The sequence below is a fragment of the Roseovarius sp. genome (assembly GCF_965277045.1).
Taxonomy (GTDB): Bacteria; Pseudomonadota; Alphaproteobacteria; order Rhodobacterales; family Rhodobacteraceae; genus Roseovarius.
Genome location: NZ_OZ255712.1, coordinates 298,981 through 320,271, shown reverse-complemented (window position 1 = coordinate 320,271; position 21,291 = coordinate 298,981). Strand labels below are relative to the sequence as shown.

The 21,291-nt window shown below is 64.5% G+C and carries 24 protein-coding genes; 9 read left to right on the top strand and 15 right to left on the bottom strand.

Annotated features, from left to right (window positions below):
- The first annotated feature begins 457 nt into the window (after positions 1–457).
- A complete protein-coding gene (locus tag ACQY4V_RS01605) occupies positions 458–1,045 on the top strand; it encodes a hypothetical protein (RefSeq protein WP_428515203.1) in 588 nt (195 codons plus the stop codon).
- A 185-nt stretch (positions 1,046–1,230) separates the two neighbouring features.
- Here the strand turns inward: ACQY4V_RS01605 and lepA are convergent, their stop codons facing one another.
- Positions 1,231–3,030 (bottom strand): translation elongation factor 4, encoded by a 1,800-nt coding sequence (gene lepA, locus ACQY4V_RS01600; RefSeq protein WP_428515202.1) that lies wholly within the window; start codon positions 3,028–3,030, stop codon positions 1,231–1,233.
- Positions 3,031–3,132: 102 nt separating this feature from the next.
- On the opposite strand from lepA, the gene ACQY4V_RS01595 reads away from it, so the two are divergent.
- Both ACQY4V_RS01595 and ACQY4V_RS01590 read left to right on the top strand, forming a co-directional pair.
- The gene (locus ACQY4V_RS01595) at positions 3,133–3,414 is read left to right on the top strand and encodes an acylphosphatase (RefSeq protein ID WP_428515201.1); all 282 of its coding nucleotides are present in this window, start codon (positions 3,133–3,135) and stop codon (positions 3,412–3,414) included.
- Between the two features lie 175 nt (positions 3,415–3,589).
- Positions 3,590–4,435 (top strand): MBL fold metallo-hydrolase, encoded by an 846-nt coding sequence (locus tag ACQY4V_RS01590; RefSeq protein ID WP_428515200.1) that lies wholly within the window; start codon positions 3,590–3,592, stop codon positions 4,433–4,435.
- Between the two features lie 2 nt (positions 4,436–4,437).
- Here the strand turns inward: ACQY4V_RS01590 and ACQY4V_RS01585 are convergent, their stop codons facing one another.
- Positions 4,438–5,025, bottom strand: a complete 588-nt coding sequence (locus tag ACQY4V_RS01585; RefSeq protein WP_428515199.1) for a GcrA family cell cycle regulator — start codon at positions 5,023–5,025, stop codon at positions 4,438–4,440.
- 126 nt (positions 5,026–5,151) lie between these two features.
- Here ACQY4V_RS01585 and ACQY4V_RS01580 point away from each other — a divergent pair, with 126 nt between their 5' ends.
- Positions 5,152–5,955: an ABC transporter permease gene (locus ACQY4V_RS01580; RefSeq protein WP_428515198.1), complete on the top strand. Its 804-nt coding sequence runs from the start codon at positions 5,152–5,154 to the stop codon at positions 5,953–5,955.
- 67 nt (positions 5,956–6,022) lie between these two features.
- On the opposite strand, the gene ACQY4V_RS01575 is transcribed toward ACQY4V_RS01580, so the two are convergent.
- From ACQY4V_RS01575 to ACQY4V_RS01565, 3 genes are all read right to left on the bottom strand, one after another.
- On the bottom strand, positions 6,023–6,739 hold the full coding sequence (locus tag ACQY4V_RS01575) for a methyltransferase domain-containing protein (protein ID WP_428515197.1): 717 nt from the start codon (positions 6,737–6,739) through the stop codon (positions 6,023–6,025).
- Positions 6,736–7,086, bottom strand: a complete 351-nt coding sequence (locus ACQY4V_RS01570) for a hypothetical protein (protein ID WP_428515196.1) — start codon at positions 7,084–7,086, stop codon at positions 6,736–6,738. Before ACQY4V_RS01570 ends, ACQY4V_RS01575 begins: the two co-directional genes overlap by 4 nt.
- Positions 7,087–7,230: 144 nt before the next feature.
- Positions 7,231–7,827 carry a hypothetical protein gene (locus ACQY4V_RS01565; RefSeq protein ID WP_428515195.1) on the bottom strand — a complete coding sequence of 199 codons (597 nt, stop codon included), beginning with the start codon at positions 7,825–7,827 and terminating at the stop codon, positions 7,231–7,233.
- 210 nt (positions 7,828–8,037) lie between these two features.
- Between ACQY4V_RS01565 and ACQY4V_RS01560 the strand changes: the two genes are divergently transcribed.
- A complete protein-coding gene (locus ACQY4V_RS01560) occupies positions 8,038–8,889 on the top strand; it encodes a DUF4394 domain-containing protein (protein WP_428515194.1) in 852 nt (283 codons plus the stop codon).
- A 284-nt stretch (positions 8,890–9,173) separates the two neighbouring features.
- On the opposite strand, the gene ACQY4V_RS01555 is transcribed toward ACQY4V_RS01560, so the two are convergent.
- The 9 genes from ACQY4V_RS01555 to coxB all read right to left on the bottom strand — a co-directional run bounded on the left by ACQY4V_RS01555 (position 9,174) and on the right by coxB (position 16,703).
- Positions 9,174–9,758 carry a GNAT family N-acetyltransferase gene (locus ACQY4V_RS01555; protein ID WP_428515193.1) on the bottom strand — a complete coding sequence of 195 codons (585 nt, stop codon included), beginning with the start codon at positions 9,756–9,758 and terminating at the stop codon, positions 9,174–9,176.
- The gene (locus ACQY4V_RS01550; protein ID WP_428515192.1) at positions 9,758–11,020 is read right to left on the bottom strand and encodes a M16 family metallopeptidase; all 1,263 of its coding nucleotides are present in this window, start codon (positions 11,018–11,020) and stop codon (positions 9,758–9,760) included. The genes ACQY4V_RS01555 and ACQY4V_RS01550 overlap by 1 nt, the downstream gene beginning before the upstream one ends.
- Complete coding sequence (gene thrC, locus ACQY4V_RS01545) at positions 11,017–12,405, bottom strand: threonine synthase (protein WP_428515191.1); 1,389 nt, start codon at positions 12,403–12,405, stop codon at positions 11,017–11,019. The genes ACQY4V_RS01550 and thrC overlap by 4 nt, the downstream gene beginning before the upstream one ends.
- Positions 12,402–13,088, bottom strand: coding sequence for an SURF1 family protein (locus ACQY4V_RS01540; protein WP_428517326.1), 687 nt, complete (start codon positions 13,086–13,088; stop codon positions 12,402–12,404). The genes thrC and ACQY4V_RS01540 overlap by 4 nt, the downstream gene beginning before the upstream one ends.
- 105 nt (positions 13,089–13,193) lie before the next feature.
- Entirely contained in the window at positions 13,194–13,994 is an 801-nt protein-coding gene (locus tag ACQY4V_RS01535) for a cytochrome c oxidase subunit 3 (RefSeq protein WP_428515190.1), read from the bottom strand.
- 26 nt (positions 13,995–14,020) lie between these two features.
- Positions 14,021–14,608 carry a cytochrome c oxidase assembly protein gene (locus tag ACQY4V_RS01530; RefSeq protein WP_428515189.1) on the bottom strand — a complete coding sequence of 196 codons (588 nt, stop codon included), beginning with the start codon at positions 14,606–14,608 and terminating at the stop codon, positions 14,021–14,023.
- Positions 14,608–14,766 (bottom strand): hypothetical protein, encoded by a 159-nt coding sequence (locus ACQY4V_RS01525; RefSeq protein ID WP_170067268.1) that lies wholly within the window; start codon positions 14,764–14,766, stop codon positions 14,608–14,610. Before ACQY4V_RS01525 ends, ACQY4V_RS01530 begins: the two co-directional genes overlap by 1 nt.
- Positions 14,767–14,769: 3 nt before the next feature.
- Positions 14,770–15,717 carry a heme o synthase gene (cyoE, locus tag ACQY4V_RS01520; protein WP_428515188.1) on the bottom strand — a complete coding sequence of 316 codons (948 nt, stop codon included), beginning with the start codon at positions 15,715–15,717 and terminating at the stop codon, positions 14,770–14,772.
- An 86-nt stretch (positions 15,718–15,803) separates the two neighbouring features.
- Positions 15,804–16,703 (bottom strand): cytochrome c oxidase subunit II, encoded by a 900-nt coding sequence (gene coxB, locus ACQY4V_RS01515; RefSeq protein WP_428515187.1) that lies wholly within the window; start codon positions 16,701–16,703, stop codon positions 15,804–15,806.
- Between the two features lie 194 nt (positions 16,704–16,897).
- Here coxB and tldD point away from each other — a divergent pair, with 194 nt between their 5' ends.
- The 4 genes from tldD to dprA all read left to right on the top strand — a co-directional run bounded on the left by tldD (position 16,898) and on the right by dprA (position 20,737).
- Entirely contained in the window at positions 16,898–18,325 is a 1,428-nt protein-coding gene (gene tldD / locus ACQY4V_RS01510; RefSeq protein WP_428515186.1) for a metalloprotease TldD, read from the top strand.
- 82 nt (positions 18,326–18,407) lie between these two features.
- Positions 18,408–18,584 (top strand): hypothetical protein, encoded by a 177-nt coding sequence (locus tag ACQY4V_RS01505; RefSeq protein WP_428515185.1) that lies wholly within the window; start codon positions 18,408–18,410, stop codon positions 18,582–18,584.
- Positions 18,585–18,607: 23 nt separating this feature from the next.
- The gene (locus ACQY4V_RS01500) at positions 18,608–19,426 is read left to right on the top strand and encodes a class I SAM-dependent methyltransferase (protein WP_428515184.1); all 819 of its coding nucleotides are present in this window, start codon (positions 18,608–18,610) and stop codon (positions 19,424–19,426) included.
- A gap of 168 nt (positions 19,427–19,594) precedes the next feature.
- Positions 19,595–20,737, top strand: coding sequence for a DNA-processing protein DprA (dprA, locus tag ACQY4V_RS01495; protein ID WP_428515183.1), 1,143 nt, complete (start codon positions 19,595–19,597; stop codon positions 20,735–20,737).
- Positions 20,738–20,744: 7 nt separating this feature from the next.
- Here the strand turns inward: dprA and ACQY4V_RS01490 are convergent, their stop codons facing one another.
- Positions 20,745–21,182, bottom strand: a complete 438-nt coding sequence (locus ACQY4V_RS01490) for a hypothetical protein (RefSeq protein WP_428515182.1) — start codon at positions 21,180–21,182, stop codon at positions 20,745–20,747.
- Between the last annotated feature and the right edge of the window lie 109 nt (positions 21,183–21,291).

Sequence of the window (21,291 nt, the reverse complement as noted above, 5' to 3'; positions counted from 1 at the left end):
GGATTTCCGTAAACGAGCTAGAGCTAGGCTTTCAAGAAACACTAGTGAAATCGTTCTTCGTTTTTTGGAGGCTGTTAACACCCCCCGATCCTAGCGGAATATTGATAGCCGAGAAAATACTTATCGCTGGGCTCTTCACCGTTCTCCACTTTTTTCTGCTGATCCGAATTTTTTCGGAGTTAAGAGAGCATCTCCATTTAAAGACAAACCCTTGGACTTCCTCGTTGGTCGTGTTGACGGTCACTTACGCAATAATCTTTGCAGTATCATCAAGCTTCGTTGGCGGATGGGTAGCCAGCGAAAAGCTGAGATCACTTCCGAGCGCTGAAATATTAGGTGGAAATTTTCCCAAGGAGGTAGTAAGCTTAATTGACCAACAAGATTGGTATTTGTACCACTTAGAAACAACTTCGAACACTCACTTCCTTTTGTTGAGAAAATCGAGGACTGATTTCCGATGGTTGTTACGCTTCCCTCGATCAAACGAAGTGATCGTTCGTCAATTTCAGCAATAGTAGTTGTGATCACATCTCTCATCGCAAGTTCTGCGGTCGCACAAGACGCTTCGACCGCGGCTTCCACAATTGAACGCAAAGTGCTTACGAAAGTTCGGAGCGATGCCCCTGTGCGCGGTTACAGGATTAGTCCTTCAGACATTGGGGATAACGGTCATAACTTCGAGTATTGCAACGGATCAACCGGTAAAGAAGATCTAAGTTTGTTCTCACCAATTGGCGAAACTTGCGAATCTGCAGGGTGGGCAATGAGCATCCAAGAGCTTCAGGAAGGCTTGGAAGGCGCGACCGTCTATTACACAGACCCCGAGACAAACGATTATGTCAGCGCCGGAAGAATTGTCGTTTTTGGTGGGTTTGGCAACGCAGATTCCACTGTTGGTGTGGAATTTACTAACGTTGAACCTCCAGACGGGATGATCGTTGTAGATTTACAAACAGACGGCCTTGAGGTCATCAGATCTAGAGAGGGGGATCTGTCGATCTTATTAGATGCCGAAATCTGGAACAGTATCGAGGGCAACATATGAAGCTTGGTTAACTTCAATCCGACAAAACATGGATTGGTCAACCGCCCCAAAGATTCGCCCTATTCGACGATCCATCGAGATATCCGCGCCGCCGCGTAGGGTGGGTGAAAACCCACGCGGTGCGACGTTCTTTAGCGCGTGGATTTTCACCCACCCTACGCCAATTTTCACCGGGGCGGGCGCCCTCAGTTGTCCATCTTCAACGCGCTAATGAACGCCTCCTGCGGGATATCCACCTTCCCGAACTGGCGCATCTTCTTTTTCCCCGCCTTCTGCTTGTCCAGAAGCTTGCGCTTCCGGCTGGCGTCGCCGCCATAGCACTTGGCGGTCACGTCCTTGCGCAGCGCTGACAGCGTTTCGCGGGCGATCACCTTGCCGCCGATGGCCGCCTGGATCGGGATCTTGAACATGTGGCGCGGGATCAGGTCCTTGAGCTTTTCGCACATCGCCCGACCGCGCATCTCGGCCCGGTCGCGGTGGACCATCATGCTGAGCGCGTCCACCGGCTCGTCATTCACCAGCACGGACATCTTCACCAGGTTGTCCTCGCGGTAACCTTCGAGCTGGTAGTCGAAGGACGCATAGCCCCGCGTCACCGATTTCAGCCGGTCGTAGAAGTCGAACACCACCTCGTTCAGCGGCAGGTCATAGACCGCCATCGCGCGGCTGCCGGCATAGGTCAGGTCCATCTGGATGCCGCGCCGATCCTGGCAGAGCTTCAGCACGTCGCCCAGGAATTCGTCCGGCACCAGGATCGTCGCCTTGATCCGCGGCTCCTCGACATGGGCCACGGTCGAGGGGTCGGGCATGTCGGCGGGGTTGTGCAGGTCGATCTGCGTGCCGTCCTTCATGTAGACGTGGTAGATCACCGAGGGCGCGGTGGTGATCAGCTCGATATCGTATTCCCGTTCGATCCGGTCGCGGACCACCTCAAGGTGCAGAAGGCCCAGGAACCCGCAGCGAAAGCCGAAGCCCAGCGCGGTGGAGCTTTCCATCTCGTAGCTGAACGACGCGTCGTTGAGCGCCAGCTTCTCGATGGCGTCGCGCAGATCCTCGAACTCGGCCGAGTCCACCGGGAACAGCCCGCAGAAGACCACCGGCTGTGACGGGTTGAAGCCGGGCAGCGGCTCGGGCGTCTGGTTCTTTTCCAGCGTGATGGTGTCGCCCACGCGGGTGTCGCGGACCTGCTTGATCGAGGCGTTGAGATAGCCGATCTCACCCGGCCCCAGCTCCTTGACCGATTTCATGGACGGGCGGTAGACGCCGATATCGTCCACGTCATAGGTGCCGCCCGTTTTCATCATCCGGATGCGGTCGCCCTTTTTCAGAACTCCGTCGACGATCCGCACGATACAGATGACGCCCAGGTACTGGTCGTACTTGCTGTCCACCAGCATCGCCTTCAGCGGCGCGTCGCGCGTGCCCTTGGGCGGCGGCAGAAGGGTGACGATCGCCTCCAGCACCTCGCGGATGCCCTGGCCTGTCTTGGCCGACACGGGGATGGCGCCCGAGGCGTCGATGCCGATCACGTCCTCGACCTGTTCGGCGACGCGGCTGATATCCGAGGCGGGCAGGTCGATCTTGTTGAAGACGGGCACGATCTCGTGGTCGGCGTCGATGGCCTGGTACACGTTGGCCAGGGTCTGCGCCTCGACCCCTTGGGTGGAATCCACCACCAGCAGCGAGCCCTCGACCGCCCGCATCGAGCGCGAGACCTCGTAGGCGAAATCCACGTGCCCGGGCGTGTCGATCAGGTTCAGCACGTAATCCTCGCCGTCGAGCGCGGTATACTCGATGCGCACGGTGTTGGCCTTGATGGTGATGCCCCTCTCGCGCTCGATATCCATCGCATCGAGCAACTGCTCCTTCATGTCCCGGTCCGGCACCGTGTCGGTGGCCTGGATCAGCCTGTCGGCCAGCGTCGATTTCCCGTGGTCGATATGCGCCACGATGGAGAAATTGCGGATATGCGAAAGCGGTGTCATGGTCAGGGTATGTAGCGGAATTCAAGGGTGGTCAAGGTGGCTTGAATGCACGGGACACAGGGGAGAAACGCCCTATGTCATTCCCCACAACAGGAGGCGACCATGCACAACGAGACGACACTGACCGGCGTTCTGGTCACCGGCAAGGTTCAAGGTGTGAACTACCGCGCCTGGGCGCAGGAAGAGGCGCGGTCACGCGGCCTGCGCGGGTGGGTCAGGAACGAGGAGGACGGGTCGGTCCGGGCCGTTCTGTCCGGCCCGGAAGAGGCCGTGGCGGACATGCTGCGCGCGATGGAAAAGGGGCCGCCCGCCGCCAAGGTCCAACGGGTGGAGCCGGAGCCCGCCGAAGCACCCGATCAGGACGGATTCGAGATCCTGCGCTGACGGCGGGTCTTTTCGCGACGTCATCCCGGACCTGATCCGGGATCTCCTGGCCGTGGGGCCTGGCGCCGCTTGTGCCGCCAAAACAGGCACCGCACGCCGCGGCCTCGCCCGACCACAGGCGCAAAGCTGACTTTCCCGCCCCATGCGCTACACTCCTCGGCAGGAGGTACTGCCGATGTTTCGACTTGCCCTGTTCCTCGCCGCCCTCGCGATGCCCGTCTTGGCCCAGAAAGTCGTGGCCCAGGAGGCCGAGCGCAAGCCCAGTCATTGCCTGTCCATCGCGCAATCCGCCCCCGGGATCGACTACGTTCAGAAGGCCAGCTTTCGCGACCCGGTGCCGCAGGACACGGTGCGGCTGCACTACATCGCCCATGCCTCTTTCCTGATCCAGGCCCATTCCGGCACCAACGCTGTGACAGACTTCACCGGCTTCATCGGCAACGTGGATTTTCGGCCCGACGTGGTGACGATGAACCACGCCCATGAGACCCACTGGACGCCGTTTCCCGACCCGGACATTCCCAACGTCCTGCCCGGCTGGGGCGAGGAACATGGTGCGGGCATCGACCACTATCTCGACCTCGGCGACATGGTCATCCGCAACGTCTCGACCGACATTCGCCCGCGCTATGGCGCGCCGGCCGAGCCCGAGGGCAATTCGATCTTTGTGTTCGAGACGGCGGGGCTCTGCATCGGCCATTTGGGTCACCTGCATCACATGCCCACGGACGAGCAATTCGCGGCCCTGGGGCGGGTCGATGTGCTGCTCGCGCCGGTTGACGGGGGCTATACCCTGCCCCTGCCCCGGATGATCGAGACGGTCAAGCGCCTGCGGTCGTCCATCGTCATACCGATGCACTGGTTCGGCGACGGCACGCTTCAGGTCTTCCTGACGGCGATGGAGGAGGAGTTTGCGGTGGTGCGCACCGAGGACAGTGCGCTGACGGTTTCGCTCGATACGCTGCCGGGACAGCCCACCGTCATGGTGCTGCGGCCCCGGTGGCTGTCAGAGACCGATTGATCCTACCGCTTGCGGTCGCGACGCGAGCTCATCGGCTGGAACGCGACGCCGACATGGGCCTCGCAATAGGGCTTGCCGGATTTTACCGGCAGGCCGCAGAACCAGAAATCCTGCGTCGCCGGGTCGCCCACGGGCCACTTGCAGGTCCGCTCGGTCAACTCCATCAGCGACAGCTTCTTCGCCTTCTTCTCGATCTCGCTGACCTTGGCCAGCGCGGCGGGGTCGATCTCGTTCGCCGAAGGTTGCGGCGGCAGGGGCTGGCCCGCCGGGATGATCGCCTTGACGCGGCTTGCCGCGGCGGTGGGCGCGGGCTCTTCCTTGAGCTCGGGCTTTTTCGCCTCGGGCTTGGGCGCGGAAGGCTTGGCCTTGGCGGCCGGTTTCGCCTTGGCGGCGGGCTTGGCCTTGGCCGGTGTCTCGGACGCGGCGGCGCCATTGCCCGAGCCGCTGCGGTTCGACAGGCCCAGGCGGTGCACCTTGCCGATCACGGCGTTGCGGGTCACGCCGCCCAGCTCCTTGGCGATCTGGCTGGCCGACTGGCCCTCGCTCCACATTTTCTTCAGCAGTTCGACGCGCTCGTCACTCCAGGACATGAGCCACCTTTCATTGGTTCATCACGCCGCCGGGATCCCCCGGGGCGTGGTCTTTTTGCAAGTTGCCCTATTCTAATCACTGGGCGTTGAGTTACAAGGCACCGCGAGACGACAATCGAGGCAGAGATGCAGGAATTCCACGAAATGGGCAGCCGCCGCTTCGGGCGGGTCAACTGGCTTGGGCTGGCGACGCTCGCCAAGCGCGAAACCCAGCGGTTTCTGGCCGTCTGGACTCAGACGCTGATGGCGCCGCTGGCCACGGCGGGGCTGTTCATGGTGATCTTTTCCATCGCCATCGGCGAGCGGCGGGGCGACGTGATGGGCGTGGATTTCACCACCTTCATCGCGCCCGGCATCCTGATGATGACGGTGATCCAGAACAGTTTCGCCAACACCTCGTCGTCCATCGTGATTTCCAAGGTGCAGGGCAATATCGTCGACACGCTGATGCCGCCCCTGTCGCCCGCCGAGCTGGTGCTGGGCTACCTGGCCGGGGCCATCGCGCGGGGCGTGCTGGTGGCGCTGGCCATCGCCGTGGGGCTGGCGCTGTTCCTGGGGATCATGCCGGAGCATCCGGCGATATGGCTGGGCTTCGTGACGCTGGGCGCGGCGTTCCTGGGCGCGCTTGGCATGGTCGCGGGGATCTTCGCGCAGAAATTCGACCAGATGGCGGCGATCACCAACTTCATCGTCACGCCGCTCGCCTTCCTGTCGGGCACGTTCTACTCGGTCGAGGCGCTGCCCGGCGCGCTTTACACGATAAGCCACGTGAACCCGGTCTTCTACCTGATGGACGGGGGGCGCTACGGCATGATCGGCGTGTCGGACAGCAGCGTGTCGCTGGGCGCGGTGATCGTGCTGGGCGCGACACTGGCGGTGTCCCTGCTGGCCTGGGCGCTTTTCCGCAAGGGCTATCGGCTGAAGGCGTGAGCGGGCCCATTTTCCGCGCGGAAAATGGCGGCGAAAATGCGCATTTTCGCGCCCCTCGTGGCGCCGGTCAGCCCTGGCCGGCCGGGCTCAGCGCGCAGACATGCCGTACCTTGCGCCCGTCGCGGAAATAGTCGTGCATGCCCCGACGGTCCTCGCCCAGGATCAGGTCGTGGTCGATCCAGGCGCAGTCAAGGTTCAGCGCCTCGGCCATGAACTCGGTGGCCCTGCGGGACGGCACGCCGACGACCGTGTGACCGCGCCCCTGCACCTCGGTCACGGCATTGAGCGGGTTCGACACGTCTTCCTTCAGGACCTGGATCATGGCGTTGTCCTGTACGATGAACTCGCTGTCGATGATGACCAGCCCGGGCGCCAGCGCCTGGATGAGCGACAAGAGGCGGAAGTGGTCCATGACGTGGTAGAAGATGCCGTAGAGCGCCACTACGTCGAACCGCTCGCCCGCCGCGCCCCGCGCCTCGAGGTCGGCAAACAGGTCGCCGCAGGTCAGGCGCACGCGCGGCTTGAACTCCGTGTCTGGGAAGGCGTCGAACCGCGCCACCAGTTCGGGCCGCGCCTCGACCCCCACGACCTCGGCCGCACCGGCGGCGGCCAGCGCGTAGGACCACCGCCCGTCATGGGCGGCGATGTCCAGCACGCGGGCGCCTTCGATCTGCGGACCGAACGGGTCGATAATCAGCTTGTGACGCTGGTTCAGCCGATAGATCGTGGTTGCGTTGTCGTCATAGGGCGGAAGCTCGGCCAGGAAGTCGAACAAGCCGCTCATCGGCACAGTCGCTCGGCCCGTTCGCCATAGGCGCGATAGGCCTTCCAGAACGCCTCGTCCCCGCCCCGGTCCGACTGGCGGATTTCCTGCGCCTTGTGCGGATCGCGATAGAACGCCGCCGCGCGGCGCTGTTCCGACGGATTCAGCGTCTGGTCCGCCGCCGCCTGGATGCATCCGCACAGCGCACGCGACCGCGCCTTGCGGTCGGACGCCATGCAGGCGTTCGAGATCGGGCCCGACGCCATGGGCGCGGCGCGGCTGACCGAACCGCTGCGCCCGTCGAAGCGATCGGGCTGGCCGCAGCCGGCAAGGCCGACAGCCATAAGGGTCATGAATACCTTTTTCATCGGGACTGTCCTGCTCTGTCCTCGTGGTGCCGGCGGGATCGCGGGTTTGCCCCGTCTTTGCCGCACCGTTTCGTTAACCTTCAACGCGCATGATATTGCCCCATCGTCCGGGGTTTTTCAATCGGGATGACACGGACGCGACGCTCAGTCCTGCGGCGGGTTCTCTTCGGGGCGCGTGGTGTCGTACTGATTGCCCGGCGAGGAAAAGCGCGTCCACCGCGCGGGCAGGATCGAACCGGAGGTCAGCGCCAGGTTTTCGCCTGTCGCCGGCATGAACCAGATCTCTGCCCCGATGCCGTCGCTGTCGCGTTCCCGCACCACGGCGCGGCGCGGAATGCGGATTTCGACGCGGACACCATCGCGATACGGCAGGCCCGTGCCCATGCAGGTGGCCGGGGCGCCGACATAGCTTTCGACAGGCGCAACCTCGTTGAACACCCTGAGGTCATGCAGCACCGCCTGCCCGTCCACGGTCAGCGATCCGGGTGCCAGAAGGTCGCGCACATGCGGGCGCACATAGGCTGTCAGCCGCTCGCTTTGCGCCCAGACACCGCAGAGCGCCAACTGCCCATCGATTGCCCGGCGCGGCTCGACCGCCACGGTGATGCCGCCGCCGGTGCTGAAATCGCCGCCGCCCAGCGTGATATCGCCGGTCAGCGGCACGGTGTCTGGGGCCGCCATGACGCTGCCTGACAGGCTGAACACGGCCAGTGTCGCGGTCATAAAGGCGCGGAACGACATGATGCAACTCTCCGTTATGAGTTTCCCAAGGCTACACAGCCTTACCATGCGCTTCAACAGGACCGCCAACACCTCTGCGTGAAGCCGCCAGCGTGTAACGACAAAAAAAATCAGAGCGCGCTGAAACTTCTCTCGATCACCCTCCGTGTCTTCGGTCAAGCGCCGGCCAGGGAGGCTGGTTGCGAAAGTTGAAAAAGAGAGAGGAATACAATGTATACTCGTACCATCACCGCCGTTTCCGCCCTGTCGATGCTGGGGGGCGCCGCCTTCGCGCAAAGCGATAGCGCCGACATGGGTTTCGCGCTTGCCAATGACGGCATGACGCTTGTGTCCATGGCCGATATCACGTCGCCGACCGACGTGCAGACCATGGACCTCTCCGAGGCGCTGGACGCGATTGCATGGCGCCCTGTCACCGGCGAACTGCTTGGCTTCAAGAACGGAAAGGTGGTCACCATCGACACCGCCAGCGGCGAGATGACCGATCTCGAAGCGGCGTTCAACGACGACGCAATGGTCGCCGACGGCTCGAAGGTCGCGTTCGACTTCAACAACAAGATCGACGCCGTGCGCGCCGTGTCGTCGGGCGAGGACAACTTGGTGTATTTCCCCAAGGATTTCAGCGCCGAGGACAAGGCCGGCAAGGTCGTACGCGTCACTGACCTGGCCTATGCCGAAGGCGACGCCAATGCCGGCGCCGACCCGATGATCTATGCCAACGCCTATACCAACGCGATCAACGGCGAGACCGCCGGCAGCACGTTCCAGTACGCGCTGGACGCGGAAACGGACTCGCTGGTCAGCCTGGCCAACAACGAAGGCACGCTGGAAACCATCGCCGAGGTCACCGTCGACGGCGAGGCCGTGGACCTGAGCGACTGGGGCGGCTTCGACATCATGTCGCCGTCCGAGGGCGAGGACATGGCCTATGCCATCCTGCAGATGGAAGGCGCCGAGACTGCCGGCTTCTACACCATCAACCTGGAAACCGGTGAAGCCATGATGGAAGCCGATCTGGGCATGGGCGGCTTCACCGCGCTGGCCATCGCACAGGCGCGCTAAGCCGAAGGTTGCGTAACGAGTTCTGTTGTTGAGTTCGTAACGAGTGATGAGGGGGGCTTTCGGGCTCCCCTCTTTTTACGAAAGGGTAGCTGCACCGCGCGGAACAGAGGCGCTGCAAAGCAGCGCCGCCGCGCGATCGCCAGACCGCCCCCCGGGCTGGCGATTGGCCTCCGTAAGCGCGTCGATTTGAAGTCTTGCGGATGGGCTAAGATAAAGTGCTCTGAAGAAGCGTCGGTTCGCCATCCCGCGGTCTGGCAATCGCGCGGCTGTCAGAGCTTGGCGCCCTACCCCACATCCGTCCGGCCGCGCCGGTCACCGCGCAGCGCGGCATAGAGAACATGCGTCCGCCAGCGCCCCGCGATCTGCAAATAGCTTTGCGCCACGCCCTCGTACTTGAACCCGCAGCTTTCCAAGAGCCGCCGCGAAGGAGCGTTTTCCGGCAGACAGGCCGCCTCCAGCCGCGACAGGTCCAGCCGCTCGAAGGCGTAGTGCGACACCGCCTGCAGCGCCTCGCGCATGTAGCCCTTGCGCGCATGAGGCCGGCCGGTCCAGTAGCCCAGCGTGCCCGACTGCGCGGGGCCACGCCGGATATTGTCCAGCGTGATCGCCCCCACCAGCATCTCGTCCTCGCGCCGGAACAGGAACAAGGGCACCGCCGAGCCCGACGAGATCGACCGCTGCGACCAGTAGACCCGGTTGGCGAACCCCTTGCGCGACAGGTGGTCGGCGGCCCATTGCGGCTCCCACGGGGTCAGGAAATCTGCGCTGCTTTCGCGCAAGGACGACCAGTCGCGGAAGTCGGTCAAAACGGGCTGACGCAGGGTCAGGCGCTCCGTCTCGATCCGGATCTTCCGGCGCGGCAGAAACATCAGGCCGCGCGCCTTTCCTGCAAGGTCTGAAGTGACGGCGCATGGCTGACGGGCCCGTAAAGCGCCAGCGCGGCGGGCGCTTCGGTGGCAATCACCTCGGCATGGGATTTGAGGTCTGCAAGCGTAACCGCGTCGATCCGCTCGACCACCTCGTCGAGGTCCGGCACCCGGCCCCAGATCTGCATCATCCGCGCCGACCGCTCGGCCCGGTTCGACGGGCTTTCCAGCCCCATCAGCAACCCGGCCTTCATCTGCGCCCGCGCGCGGTCCAGCTCGGCCTGGCTGAAATCCTCGGCGGCGCGCTTCATCTCGTCCACCGTCAGGCGGCCAAGGCTTTCCATCTCCTCCGCCGAAGTGCCGGCATAGATCGTCAGCATGCCGGTATCCGCATAGGCCCCCGCCTGGGCGAAGATCGTATAGCACAGCCCCCGCCGCTCGCGGATTTCCTGAAACAGGCGCGAGGACATCGAGCCACCCAGCGCCGAGGCGTAGATCTGCGCGGTATGAATGTCGGGGCTGGAATAGTTCGAGCTCTCGAAGGCCATGGCGAAATGCGCCTGTTCCAGGGTCCGCACGGTGCGTGTCTCGCCGCCCAGGAACTTGGCGGCGGGCGGCGCGATGGTGTTGGAGGCCTCCATGTCGCCGAACGCTTCTTCGGCCAGCTTCACCAGCGCATCGTGATCCACGGCGCCGGCGGCGGACAGGATCATCTGTCCGGGGCGATAGCGTTGATCGACGAACCGTGTCAGGTCATCGCGGGAGAAACCGCGCACCCGGTCCTCGGGACCCAGGATCGTCCGGCCCAAGGGATGGTTGGGATAGGCCTGCTCCTGCAACCAGTCGAAGATGATGTCGTCGGGCGTGTCCAGCGCCTGCCCGATCTCTTGCAGGATCACGCCGCGCTCCACCTCGATCTCGCGCGCGTCAAACACCGGGTTGCGCAGGATATCGGCCACCACGTCCAGCGCCAGCGGCACGTCGTCGGCCAGAACGCGGGCATAATAGGCCGTCACCTCGCGGCTGGTATAGGCGTTGATATAGCCGCCCACATCCTCGATCGCCTCGGCAATCTCCAGCGCGTTGCGCCGCTTGGTACCCTTGAAGGCCATGTGTTCGAGGAAATGCGCGATGCCGTTCTGGGCTGCGTCCTCGTGCCGGGCGCCGGCCAGCACCCACACGCCGATGGCCGCCGATTGCAGGCCGGGCATGTGTTCGGTGACGATGCGAAATCCGTTGTCGAGAGTGGTCAGGTTGACGGTCAATTCGGGATGCGGTCCTTGATGAGGGTTTCGATGGCGGCAAGGTCGTTCTCGACCCGCGTCACGCGTTCCGACCGCTCATACAGGTCGGCCATGCGTTCCGGCAAGGGGGGATGTTGGCCGCTGGCCTCTTCCACCGCCGCCGGGAATTTCGCCGGGTGCGCCGTGGCCAGCGTGATCATCGGCGTGGCCGCGTCGCGCATCTCCTCGGCCACTTTCACGCCTACGGCGGAATGCGGGCACAGAAGTTCCCCGGCGGCGTTCCACGTCTCAAGGATCGTCGCGCGGGTCTCATCCTCGGCGCAGCGACCCGAGGTGAAGGTCTCCCGCAGCGCCTCCAATGCGCCCTGGCTGACCGAGAAGCCGCCGGCCTTCAACTCGTCCATCAGCTGGGCCACCGCCGCGCCGTCCTGATCATAGGCATAGTAAAGCGCCCGCTCGAAGTTGGAACTGACCTGGATATCCATCGACGGGCTGATCGAGGGGATCACGCCGTCGGGCCTGTACTCGGACGTGGTCAGGCAGCGGTGCAGGATGTCGTTCTGGTTGGTGGCGACGATCAGCCGGTCGATCGGCAGCCCCATCCGCTTGGCGATGTAGCCTGCGAAGATATCGCCGAAATTGCCCGTGGGCACAGTAAAGCTGACGCGCCGCTCGGGCGCGCCCAGCGACACGGCGGAGGTGAAGTAATAGACCACCTGCGCCAGAACCCGCGCCCAGTTGATCGAGTTCACACCGGCCAGCCCCACCGCGTCGCGGAACTCGAAATCATTGAACATGTCCTTCACCCGCGCCTGGCAGGCGTCGAAATCGCCATCGACGGCGATGGCATGCACGTTGTCCTCGGTGGGCGTGGTCATCTGCCGGCGCTGCACCTCGCTGACGCGGCCATGGGGGTAGAGGATGAAGACATCCACCTTGTTCAGCCCCCGGAACGCCTCGATCGCCGCCGAGCCGGTGTCGCCCGAGGTGGCGCCGACGATGCACACCCGGTCGCCCGAGCGTTTCAGCGACGCCTCGAACAGCTGCCCGATCAGCTGCATCGCGAAATCCTTGAACGCGAGCGTGGGGCCGTGGAACAGCTCCAACAGGAAATGCCCGGCATCCAGCTGCTTCAGCGGCGCCCGTGCGACATGGCCGAACCCGGCATAGGTGCGCGCGATGATGGCGCGGAATTCGTCGTCGGTGAAGGCGTCGCCGATGAAGGGCCGCATGATGCGAAATGCCGCCTCCTCGTAAGACACCCCGTACAGCGCCCGGATCTCATCCGCCGACAGCGTCGGGATGCTTTCGGGAAGGTACAGCCCGCCATCCCGCGCCAGCCCGGTCAGCATGGCTTCCTCGAAACTCAGAACGGGCGCGTTGCCACGGGTCGAGATGTATTTCATCGGTCCAGTCCTTTTGCGGCGCCGCGGCCGCGGAAGATATAGAACGCGGTCATGCCCAGCCAGATGGCCGCCAGCGAGAACCACGTGATCGCGTATTGCAAGTGATCGTTCGGAATGTGCGCGGTGTCCACCGGCAAGGGCGTCACGGCATCCTCTGGTTGCGACAGCGTGCGCGCCACCAGCAGCACCGGCTCGGTGTCAATAACCTCGGCCATCTGGCCCAGGTCGCGGGCGAACCAGGTGTTGCCGTCGACATCGTTTTCGGGCGTCGAACTGTTGCGGTCGTCGGGCCAGTGCAGGTTGCCGGTGACCGTCAGCGTGCCCTCAGGCGCGGCCTCCAGCGCATCGCCTTGCCGGATGAACCCGCGATCCACCAGGATGCGCCGCCCTGCCTCGGTCTCGAAGGGCGAAATCACCAGGTATCCCGCGCCCACCTGCTTGCGGCTGACCAGCACGCGCAGCGCGCCGTCGCCGAATTGCCCGGTCACGGTGACCGGCAAATACCGGTCCGCCTCGGGATCGAAACTTTCGGGCAAAGCCACAGGCTCGGCGGCGATGCGCGTCTCGATCTGTGCCAGGATGCCTTCCTTCCACTCCAGACGCTGCACCTGCCACACGCCCAGCCAGATCAGCACGGCGGCACCGGCCAGGCCGAAGATCAGCGGAAGGACTGTTTTTCTCAGCATGATGCCCCATCTGACGCGAAAATGCGGAAGGCTCCCCCTCCGCATCTTCCTCTGGCTTCAAATATCCCCGCCGGAGGCAGAGAATTTTCGTACGAAAATTCTTTAGCCGCCCCAGATATAGACCGCGGCGAAGAGGAACAGCCAGACCACGTCGACGAAGTGCCAGTACCAGGCGGCCGCCTCGAAGCCGATATGCTGTTCAGGGGTGAAATGCCCCCGCATGACCCGCAACAGGCAGACGAACAGGAAGATCGTGCCGATCACCACATGCGCGCCGTGAAAGCCGGTCGCCATGAAGAAGTTGGCGCCGTAGATGTTACCCGAGAACCCGAAGGCCGCATGGCTGTATTCATAGGCTTGCAAGCCGGTGAAGATAACGCCAAGGGCGATGGCGATGGTCAGGCCCCATTTCACGTCGTCCCGGTTGTTTTCATGCACCAGCGCGTGGTGCGCCCAGGTCGCGGCCATCCCCGAGCACAGCAGGATCAGCGTGTTGATCAGCGGCAGGTGCCAGGGGTCGAAGGTCTCGATCCCCGCCGGCGGCCAGACGCCATCGGTGATCGGGGACATCTCGCCCATCGGATAGATCGCGTGCTTGAAGAAGCTCCAGAACCACGCGGCGAAGAACATGACCTCGGACATGATGAACATGATGAAGCCGTAGCGCAGGCCGATCCGCACGACAGGCGTGTGATCGCCGGCATGGCTTTCCTTGATCGTGTCGGCCCACCAGCCGAACATCACGTAGGCGACGCCCGCGAAGCCGGCCAGCAGCATCCACGGCCCGCTGCCGTGGAAGAACAGGACCGCGCCGAACAGCATGACGAACCCGGCCATTGCCCCCAGGAGGGGCCAGATAGAGGGGTTCAGAATGTGGTAGTCGTGATTTTTTTCATGTGCCATCTAGCAAAGTCCCTCGTCGGTGGCTCTTAGTTCACGTTGTTATCAGGCGCCTCGCCCTTGTCGAGCGCCGCCTGCGTTTCGTCTTCGGGCATCTCGGTCTCGTAGAACGTATAGCCCAGTGTGATGGTTTTCGTGTACTTCGCATCGCGGTCGTCGACAATCTCGGGATCGACGAAAAACGTCACCGGCATCTGCACGCGCTCTCCCGGTTGCAGCACCTGCTGCGTAAAGCAGAAGCAATCGATCTTGGTAAAGAAGCCGCCGGCCTCGAACGGGGTGACGTTATAGGTGGCCGATCCCGCAATCGGGCGGTCGGTGGGGTTGTAGGCTTCGTAGAAGGCAAGGCCCGTCTCGCCGATGCGAAGCTCCATCTGACGCTGCAACGGCTTGAATTCCCACGGGAAGCCACGCTCGTTGCTGGCGTCGAAGCGGATCTTGATGGTGCGGTCCAGGATCTCGTCCGAGCCCAGGTCGGCCACGTTGGTCTCGCCGCCATAGCCTGTCACACGACAGAACCAGTCGTAAAGCGGCACCGACGCCCAGGCCAGCGCGCCCATCGTGACGCCCACGGCCACCAGCCGCATCACCGTCTTGGTATTCTGGTCCATCGCCATCAGCTTGCCTCCTCGGTCGTCACCGCGAAATCGTCATCCGAGACCTTGGCAATGGTCAGTCCGAAGACAAGTGCGACAAAAGCGGCCAGAACCAGGCCCAGCCCGAGGTTGCGCGAAAAGCGGCGCTTGTGCATCTCATGTTGGCGCGACAGCGACATGGCTTACCAGCCTCCCAGGCCATAGGGCGCCAGCAGCGCCTCGGCGGCAATCGCGCCGAAATGGGCAAAAAGGTACAGCAGCGACGCCTTGAAGAACTTGCGCTCGGCCAGGTACTTGTCCGCCTCCGAGGCGGCCTCGTCCCGGCGCCAGATGTCCACCGCCCCTTTCAGGAAGGTGGCGTTCAGCACCAGGGCGACGGCCAGGTAGAGCGGCCCGCCCACGCTGGTAAAGCCCAGCCCGACGGCGAGCGCCGCCAGCAGAACGGTGTAGACCAGGATATGCACGCGGGTCGACCGGCGCCCGTGGGTCACGGTCAGCATCGGCACCCGCGCATTGTCGTAATCCATCTTGGTGAACAGCGCCAGGGCCCAGAAATGCGGCGGCGTCCACATGAAGGTCAGGCAGAACATCAGCACCGCCTCGACCGAGACCGATCCCGTCGCCGCAGCCCAGCCGATCATCGGGGGAAAGGCCCCGGCGGCACCGCCGATCACGATGTTCTGCGGCGTCCAGCGTTTCAGCCACATGGTGTAGATCACGATATAGAAGAAGATGGTGAAGGCCAGCAGGCCTGCCGCCAGCAGGTTGGTCGCCAGCCCCAGCATCACCACGGCAAAGCCCGACAGCGCAATGCCGAAGGCGAACGCCTCGTCCCGCGTCACCTTGCCGGCAGGGATGGGCCGCTTTGCGGTGCGTTTCATCACCGCGTCGATATCGGCGTCCCACCACATGTTGAGCGCACCCGACGCGCCCCCGCCCACGGCGATGAACAGGATCGCGGCAAAGCCCACCACCGGATGCACCGAAACCGGCGCGGCAATCAGCCCGACGAAGGCCGTGAACACGACCAACGTCATCACGCGCGGCTTCAAGAGCGCGAAGAAATCGCCGAAGGTGGCCTCGTCCTCGAAGCCCTGAACCTTGGTGGTGTTGAGACTTGCGTCGCTCATGTCTTCTCCGAAACACGGGATGCGCCCGGAGGCGCATCCTGCGGGGGATGGCATGGGGCGCGCGTGCTGCGCACCCCGGCTGTCTTTTATTCGGCGGCGGCCAGCTTCACGCGGTCGGGAAGCGTCGACGGGTCACCTGCATATTCCTCGATCGCGCCTTCCAGCCAGGCATCATAGGCGTCTTGGCTGACGACCTTGACCGTGATCGGCATGTAGGCGTGCGACTGGCCGCACAGTTCCGAACACTGGCCGAAATAGATGCCTTCCTTCTCGGCGCTGAACCACAGTTGCGCGATCCGGCCCGGAACGGCGTCCTGCTTCACGCCGAAGGCGGGAATCGTCCAGCTGTGGATCACGTCCGCGCCGGTGATCTGCATCACGACGGTCTGGCCCACGGGCACGACGACGGCGGTGTCGGTGGCCAGCAGGAACTCGTCTTCGGAATAGCCCGCCTCTTCCAGCTGCGCGCGCACGTCGTCGGTCAGGCGGTTGTCGCCGCCCGTGGCGGGTGCGCCGATCATGTAGCTGTCGAAGGCGAAATCGTGGTCCATGTATTCATAGCCCCAGTACCACTGGTAGCCGGTGACCTTGATGTTCACGTCGCCCTCGGGAATTTCCTGCTGCTTGAACAGCACCGGCAGCGAGAACGCCGCGATGAACACCAGGATCACGATCGGCACCACGGTCCAGGCCACCTCGATCGGCGAGTTGTGGGTAAAGCTGGAGGGCGTCGGGTTGGCCCGCTTGTTGTAGCGCACGATGCAGTAGACCAGCAGGCCACAGACGAAAATGGTGATCGCGGTGATGATCACCAGCACCATGCCGTCGAGCCAATGCAGGTCGCGCGCCAGTTCCGTGGCAGCCGGTTGAAAACCGATCCCGCCCTGTTCGGGCTTGCCGATGATTTCAAGATTTTCCTGTGCCATCGCCGGAAGCGCCGTTGCAGCGGCCATCATGGACGCCAGAAAGCTGGTGAATTTGCGCATGTTGCACCCTGATCCCGTTAGTTCGGTTTTATCTTCTGCAGAACGTTCCAAGGCGCATGCCATGGAATCCCGTTGTTCGCGCCGTAAATAACAATATTCTTACGGGGCGTACAAGGAAATGCGTTGCGGCAAACGGACGCTTTTGAAACCGTTAAAATATTGGCGTTTCCGGCGCCGCGAGCAGGAGCAGGCAGATGACATCAGACGTTTTTCGTCCCTTCGAGACCGAGATCGAGCGCGAGGCAGCGCTGTCCAAACTGCGCGAGGCTGTGGCCGGCGCGGACGATGGCGAGCTTTTCTTCGAACGCCGCCGCGCGGAATCGCTAGTGTTCGACGATGGCCGGGTCAAGACCGCCTCCTACGACGCCGCGCAGGGCTTCGGGCTGCGCGCCGTGCGCGGCGAGGTGGCGGGCTATGCCCATTCATCCGAGATTTCCGAGGCCGCGATGGGCCGCGCCGTGGAAACCGCGCGCCTGGCCGTGGGCGATGGCGGCGGCACGATGGCCGATGCCCCCGCCGCCACCAACAGGCGGCTTTATTCCGACGCCGACCCCATCGCCGGGCACGAATTTCCCGTCAAGCTCGATACGTTGCGCGAAATCGACGCCTACCTGCGCGACATGGACTCCCGCGTGGTGCAGGTGACCGCCGCCATCGCCGCGTCGATGCAGGAGGTCGTGATCCTGCGCGCCGACGGGCACGAGGTGTCCGACACCCGGCCCATGACGCGCCTCAATATAAGTGTCATCGTCGAAAAGGACGGCCGCCGCGAAACCGGCAGCGTCGGCGGCGGCGGGCGCGTCATGCTCGATGGCCTCATCGCCCCCGAGGACTGGCAGGCCAAGGCCCGCGAGGCGCTGCGCATCGCCCTGGTCAACCTCGAGGCCGAGGCGGCGCCCGCAGGCGTGATGGACGTGGTCCTTGGCCCCGGCTGGCCCGGTATCCTGTTGCACGAGGCCATTGGCCACGGGCTGGAGGGCGATTTCAACCGCAAGGGCAGCTCGGCCTTCGCCGGCCTCATGGGCCAGCGCATCGCCGCCCCCGGCGTCACCGTGCTGGACGACGGCACCATCCCCGACCGGCGCGGCAGCATCACCGTGGATGACGAGGGCACGCCCTCGGGCAGGAACGTGCTGATCGAGGACGGCATCCTCGTGGGCTACATGCAGGACCGCCAGAACGCCCGCCTGATGGGGGTCGAGGCCACCGGCAACGGCCGCCGCCAAAGCTATGCCCACGCGCCGATGCCGCGTATGACCAATACCTACATGCTGGGCGGTGACGCCACGCGGGACGAGATCGTGGCCGACCTCAAGGACGGCATCTATGCCGTGGGCTTCGGCGGTGGACAAGTGGACATCACCAACGGGAAGTTCGTCTTTTCCTGCACCGAGGCCTACCGCGTGAAGAACGGCAAGATCGGCGCGCCGGTCAAGGGCGCCACTTTGATCGGCGACGGGGCGACCGCCCTGCAACAGATCCGCGCGCTCGGCAACGACATGGCGCTCGACCCCGGCATGGGCAATTGCGGCAAGCAGGGCCAGTGGGTGCCCGTGGGTGTGGGCCAGCCCACGGTGATGATCGGCGGTCTGACCGTGGGCGGCTCGCAGGCGGGGAGTTGAGCGGCAGGGCGCCCGCCCTTCGCCGCCCGGCCTGACGCAAACGCGTCATTGCCCGAAGCGGGCCAGCGCGGTAGGGTTGCTTATGAAGTATATCCCCAAAGAAAACACCGATGACGCGCTGATCGAGGAATTCCTCAACAAGGGCGGCAAGGTCAGCGTTGGCAAGACAAAGCCTTTGCCCAAGGAATTGGGCCTGAGCAAGAATGTCTGGAACAACAAGCTGACCAAGGAAGAAAAGGCGGCGCGGGACAAGACCTGAGCCGTCAGCGGATCTGCCACGGTATGAGCGACACCAGGCAAAATACTGACACCGACGCCTTACGCGCCTTCGGGGAAGGCGTCGATTTCGGCCGCACCGCCAGCGATTACGCCACCCATCGCGCCGGCTTCCCGCCTGCCTTTTTCGAGCTTCTGACACAGCGCGGCTGGACCGGCCCCGGCCAGACCGCCGTCGACCTGGGCTGCGGCACCGGCACCGTCGCGCGCGGGCTGACGGGCCTTGGGCTCGACGTCACCGGCATCGACCCCGCACAGCCGCTCCTCGACGAGGCCCGCAAACTGGACCGCGCCGCAGGCGTCGAGATCACCTACAAGACAGGAACGGCAGAGGCGACGGGCCTTGCCGCCGCTTCGGCCGATCTCGTCACGGCGGGGCAATGCTGGCACTGGTTCGACCGGCCAGCAGCCGCCGCGGAGGTCGCGCGCCTGTTGCGCCCCGGCGGGCGGGCGGTGATCGCTCATTTCGACTGGTTGCCACTGCCGGGCAACGTGGTGGCGGCGACCGAGGCGCTGATCCTGCGTCACAATCCCGGATGGGCGGGCGCGGGCGGCTCCGGGATCTATCCCGCTTGGCTGACGGACCTGGCTCAGGCGGGCCTCACCGCGCTGGAGACCGCATCCTTCGACGTCGCTCAGCCCTACACCCACGACGCCTGGCGCGGGCGCATCCGGGCCAGCGCCGGTGTCGCGGCCTCGCTCGACGCTGAAAGGACCGCGGTTTTCGATGCCGAGCTTGCCGCCCTTCTGATGCAGGGATTTCCCGACGAGCCCATGAGCATACCCCATCGGGTCTGGCTGGCCACCGGGGTCCTCCACACGTAAAGACCCGCTGCTGCGCCGTGCCGCCAAGCACGGACCGGCGCGCGCCAGCCCCCGCAGCGAAGCGTCTTTCGGCCCTGCGCTCAAAATTTCTTCAATCGGAACGGGTTTGGTTTACCCTGTGTTAACCAAGCGCGCGTATCACTGACCCTGCAATCAGGCGAAGTTACGATGTCCGAGGAATTACATCCTTCCACTCACCCCCCACTCCCACCCACCACGGAAGATGATCGGGTAGCGTGGCTTCGTCTGTTGCGCTCTCGCCGGGTCGGACCGGCGACGTTTCACAGGTTGATGCAGGAACATGGCACCGCGCAGGCCGCGCTGGAGGCCTTGCCGGAGGTCGCCCGTGCGGCAGGAGTCGAGAATTACACCCCCTGCCCAATTGGCGTGGCCGAGGCCGAGCTGGAGGCCGGGGCCGCGCTTGGCGCACGGCTGATCTTCATCGGCACGCCGGACTATCCCGAACTTTTGGCCGAGACACCGGACGCGCCGCCCTTTCTCTGGGCCGTCGGCGACGGCGCGCCGCTGCTGCACCGTCCCATGGTGGCGCTCGTCGGCGCGCGCAACGCATCGTCATTGGGCCTGCGCATGGCGAAGGCGCTGGCCGGCGCGCTGTCCGAACGGGACCATGTGGTTGTCTCGGGCCTGGCCCGCGGCATCGACGCGGCATCGCATCTGGCGGCGCTGGATCACGGCACCCTGGCGGTCGTCGCCGGGGGCGTCGACGTGATGTACCCCGCCGAGAACACCAAGCTGGCCGAGGATATCGCCCGCACCGGCCTGCGCCTGTCGGAACAGCCCATCGGCACGGTCCCGCAGGCGCGGCACTTCCCGGCGCGCAACCGCATCATCAGCGGGCTGGCACAGGCCGTCGTCGTGGTCGAGGCCGCCGCCAGGTCCGGCTCGCTGATCACCGCGCGCAACGCGCTCGACCAGGGGCGCGACGTGCTGGCGGTGCCTGGCCATCCGTTCCACGCCCGCGCTGCCGGCTGCAACATGCTGATCCGCGACGGCGCGACGCTGGTGCGCAACGCCGACGACGTTCTGGCCGCCCTGCCCGCACGGGCAGAGGCGCCGGCACCCCCGCAGCCGGACCTGCCCCTGGCCCCGCCGCCCGAAAAGCGCAGCCTGGCCGAAACGGCCCGGCTGCATTCGGATATCCTGAACCGCCTCGGCCCCGCGCCGCTGGCCGAGGATCAGCTGATCCGCGACCTGTCGGCGCCCGCCGCGCGGGTCTCTCCCGCGCTCACCGACCTGGAGGTCAGTGGCAAGATCACGCGCCATCCCGGCGGGCTGGTCTCCCGATCCTGACGCGGGCTCAGTCGAACGGCGCACAGGCGTCTGGCGTCACCGCGCGGTATTCGGCGCACAATGGCTCCCACGACCACCACGCGTCGGTTGCGCCGAAACTGTGATGCACCGCGACCCAGGTATCGCCGGATTTTTTGTATAGAACGTAAATTTCCGTGATGTCGAAACTGCCGTCCTCCTCGCCCCGCAGCACCGCGGGCGTCCGGCTCAGGTCGATCGCCGCGCCGCCGGGGCGCTGCGCGGCAAGTCCGGCAAAGGCCACGTCCCCGTCGCGGCGGAGGTGATGCACCACGAATTGCACAGGCGCGCCCAGTTTCCACTCGGCGATGGGCAGGATCGCATCCAGAAGCGCACCGCGCGTCTCGCTGCCCCGCGCCGGCTCCTCCCACGCGGCGGCGGCCCCGGCCAGCATCACCAGCAGCACGGCCAAAAGGTGTCTCGGCATGGCATCCTCCGTTGTTGCCTCGACACTGCGCCGTCCGGCCGGGATGAACAAGCCGCGGGATACCCTGCATTGACAATCCCCATTCAGACACCACATGTTGCGCCGCCAT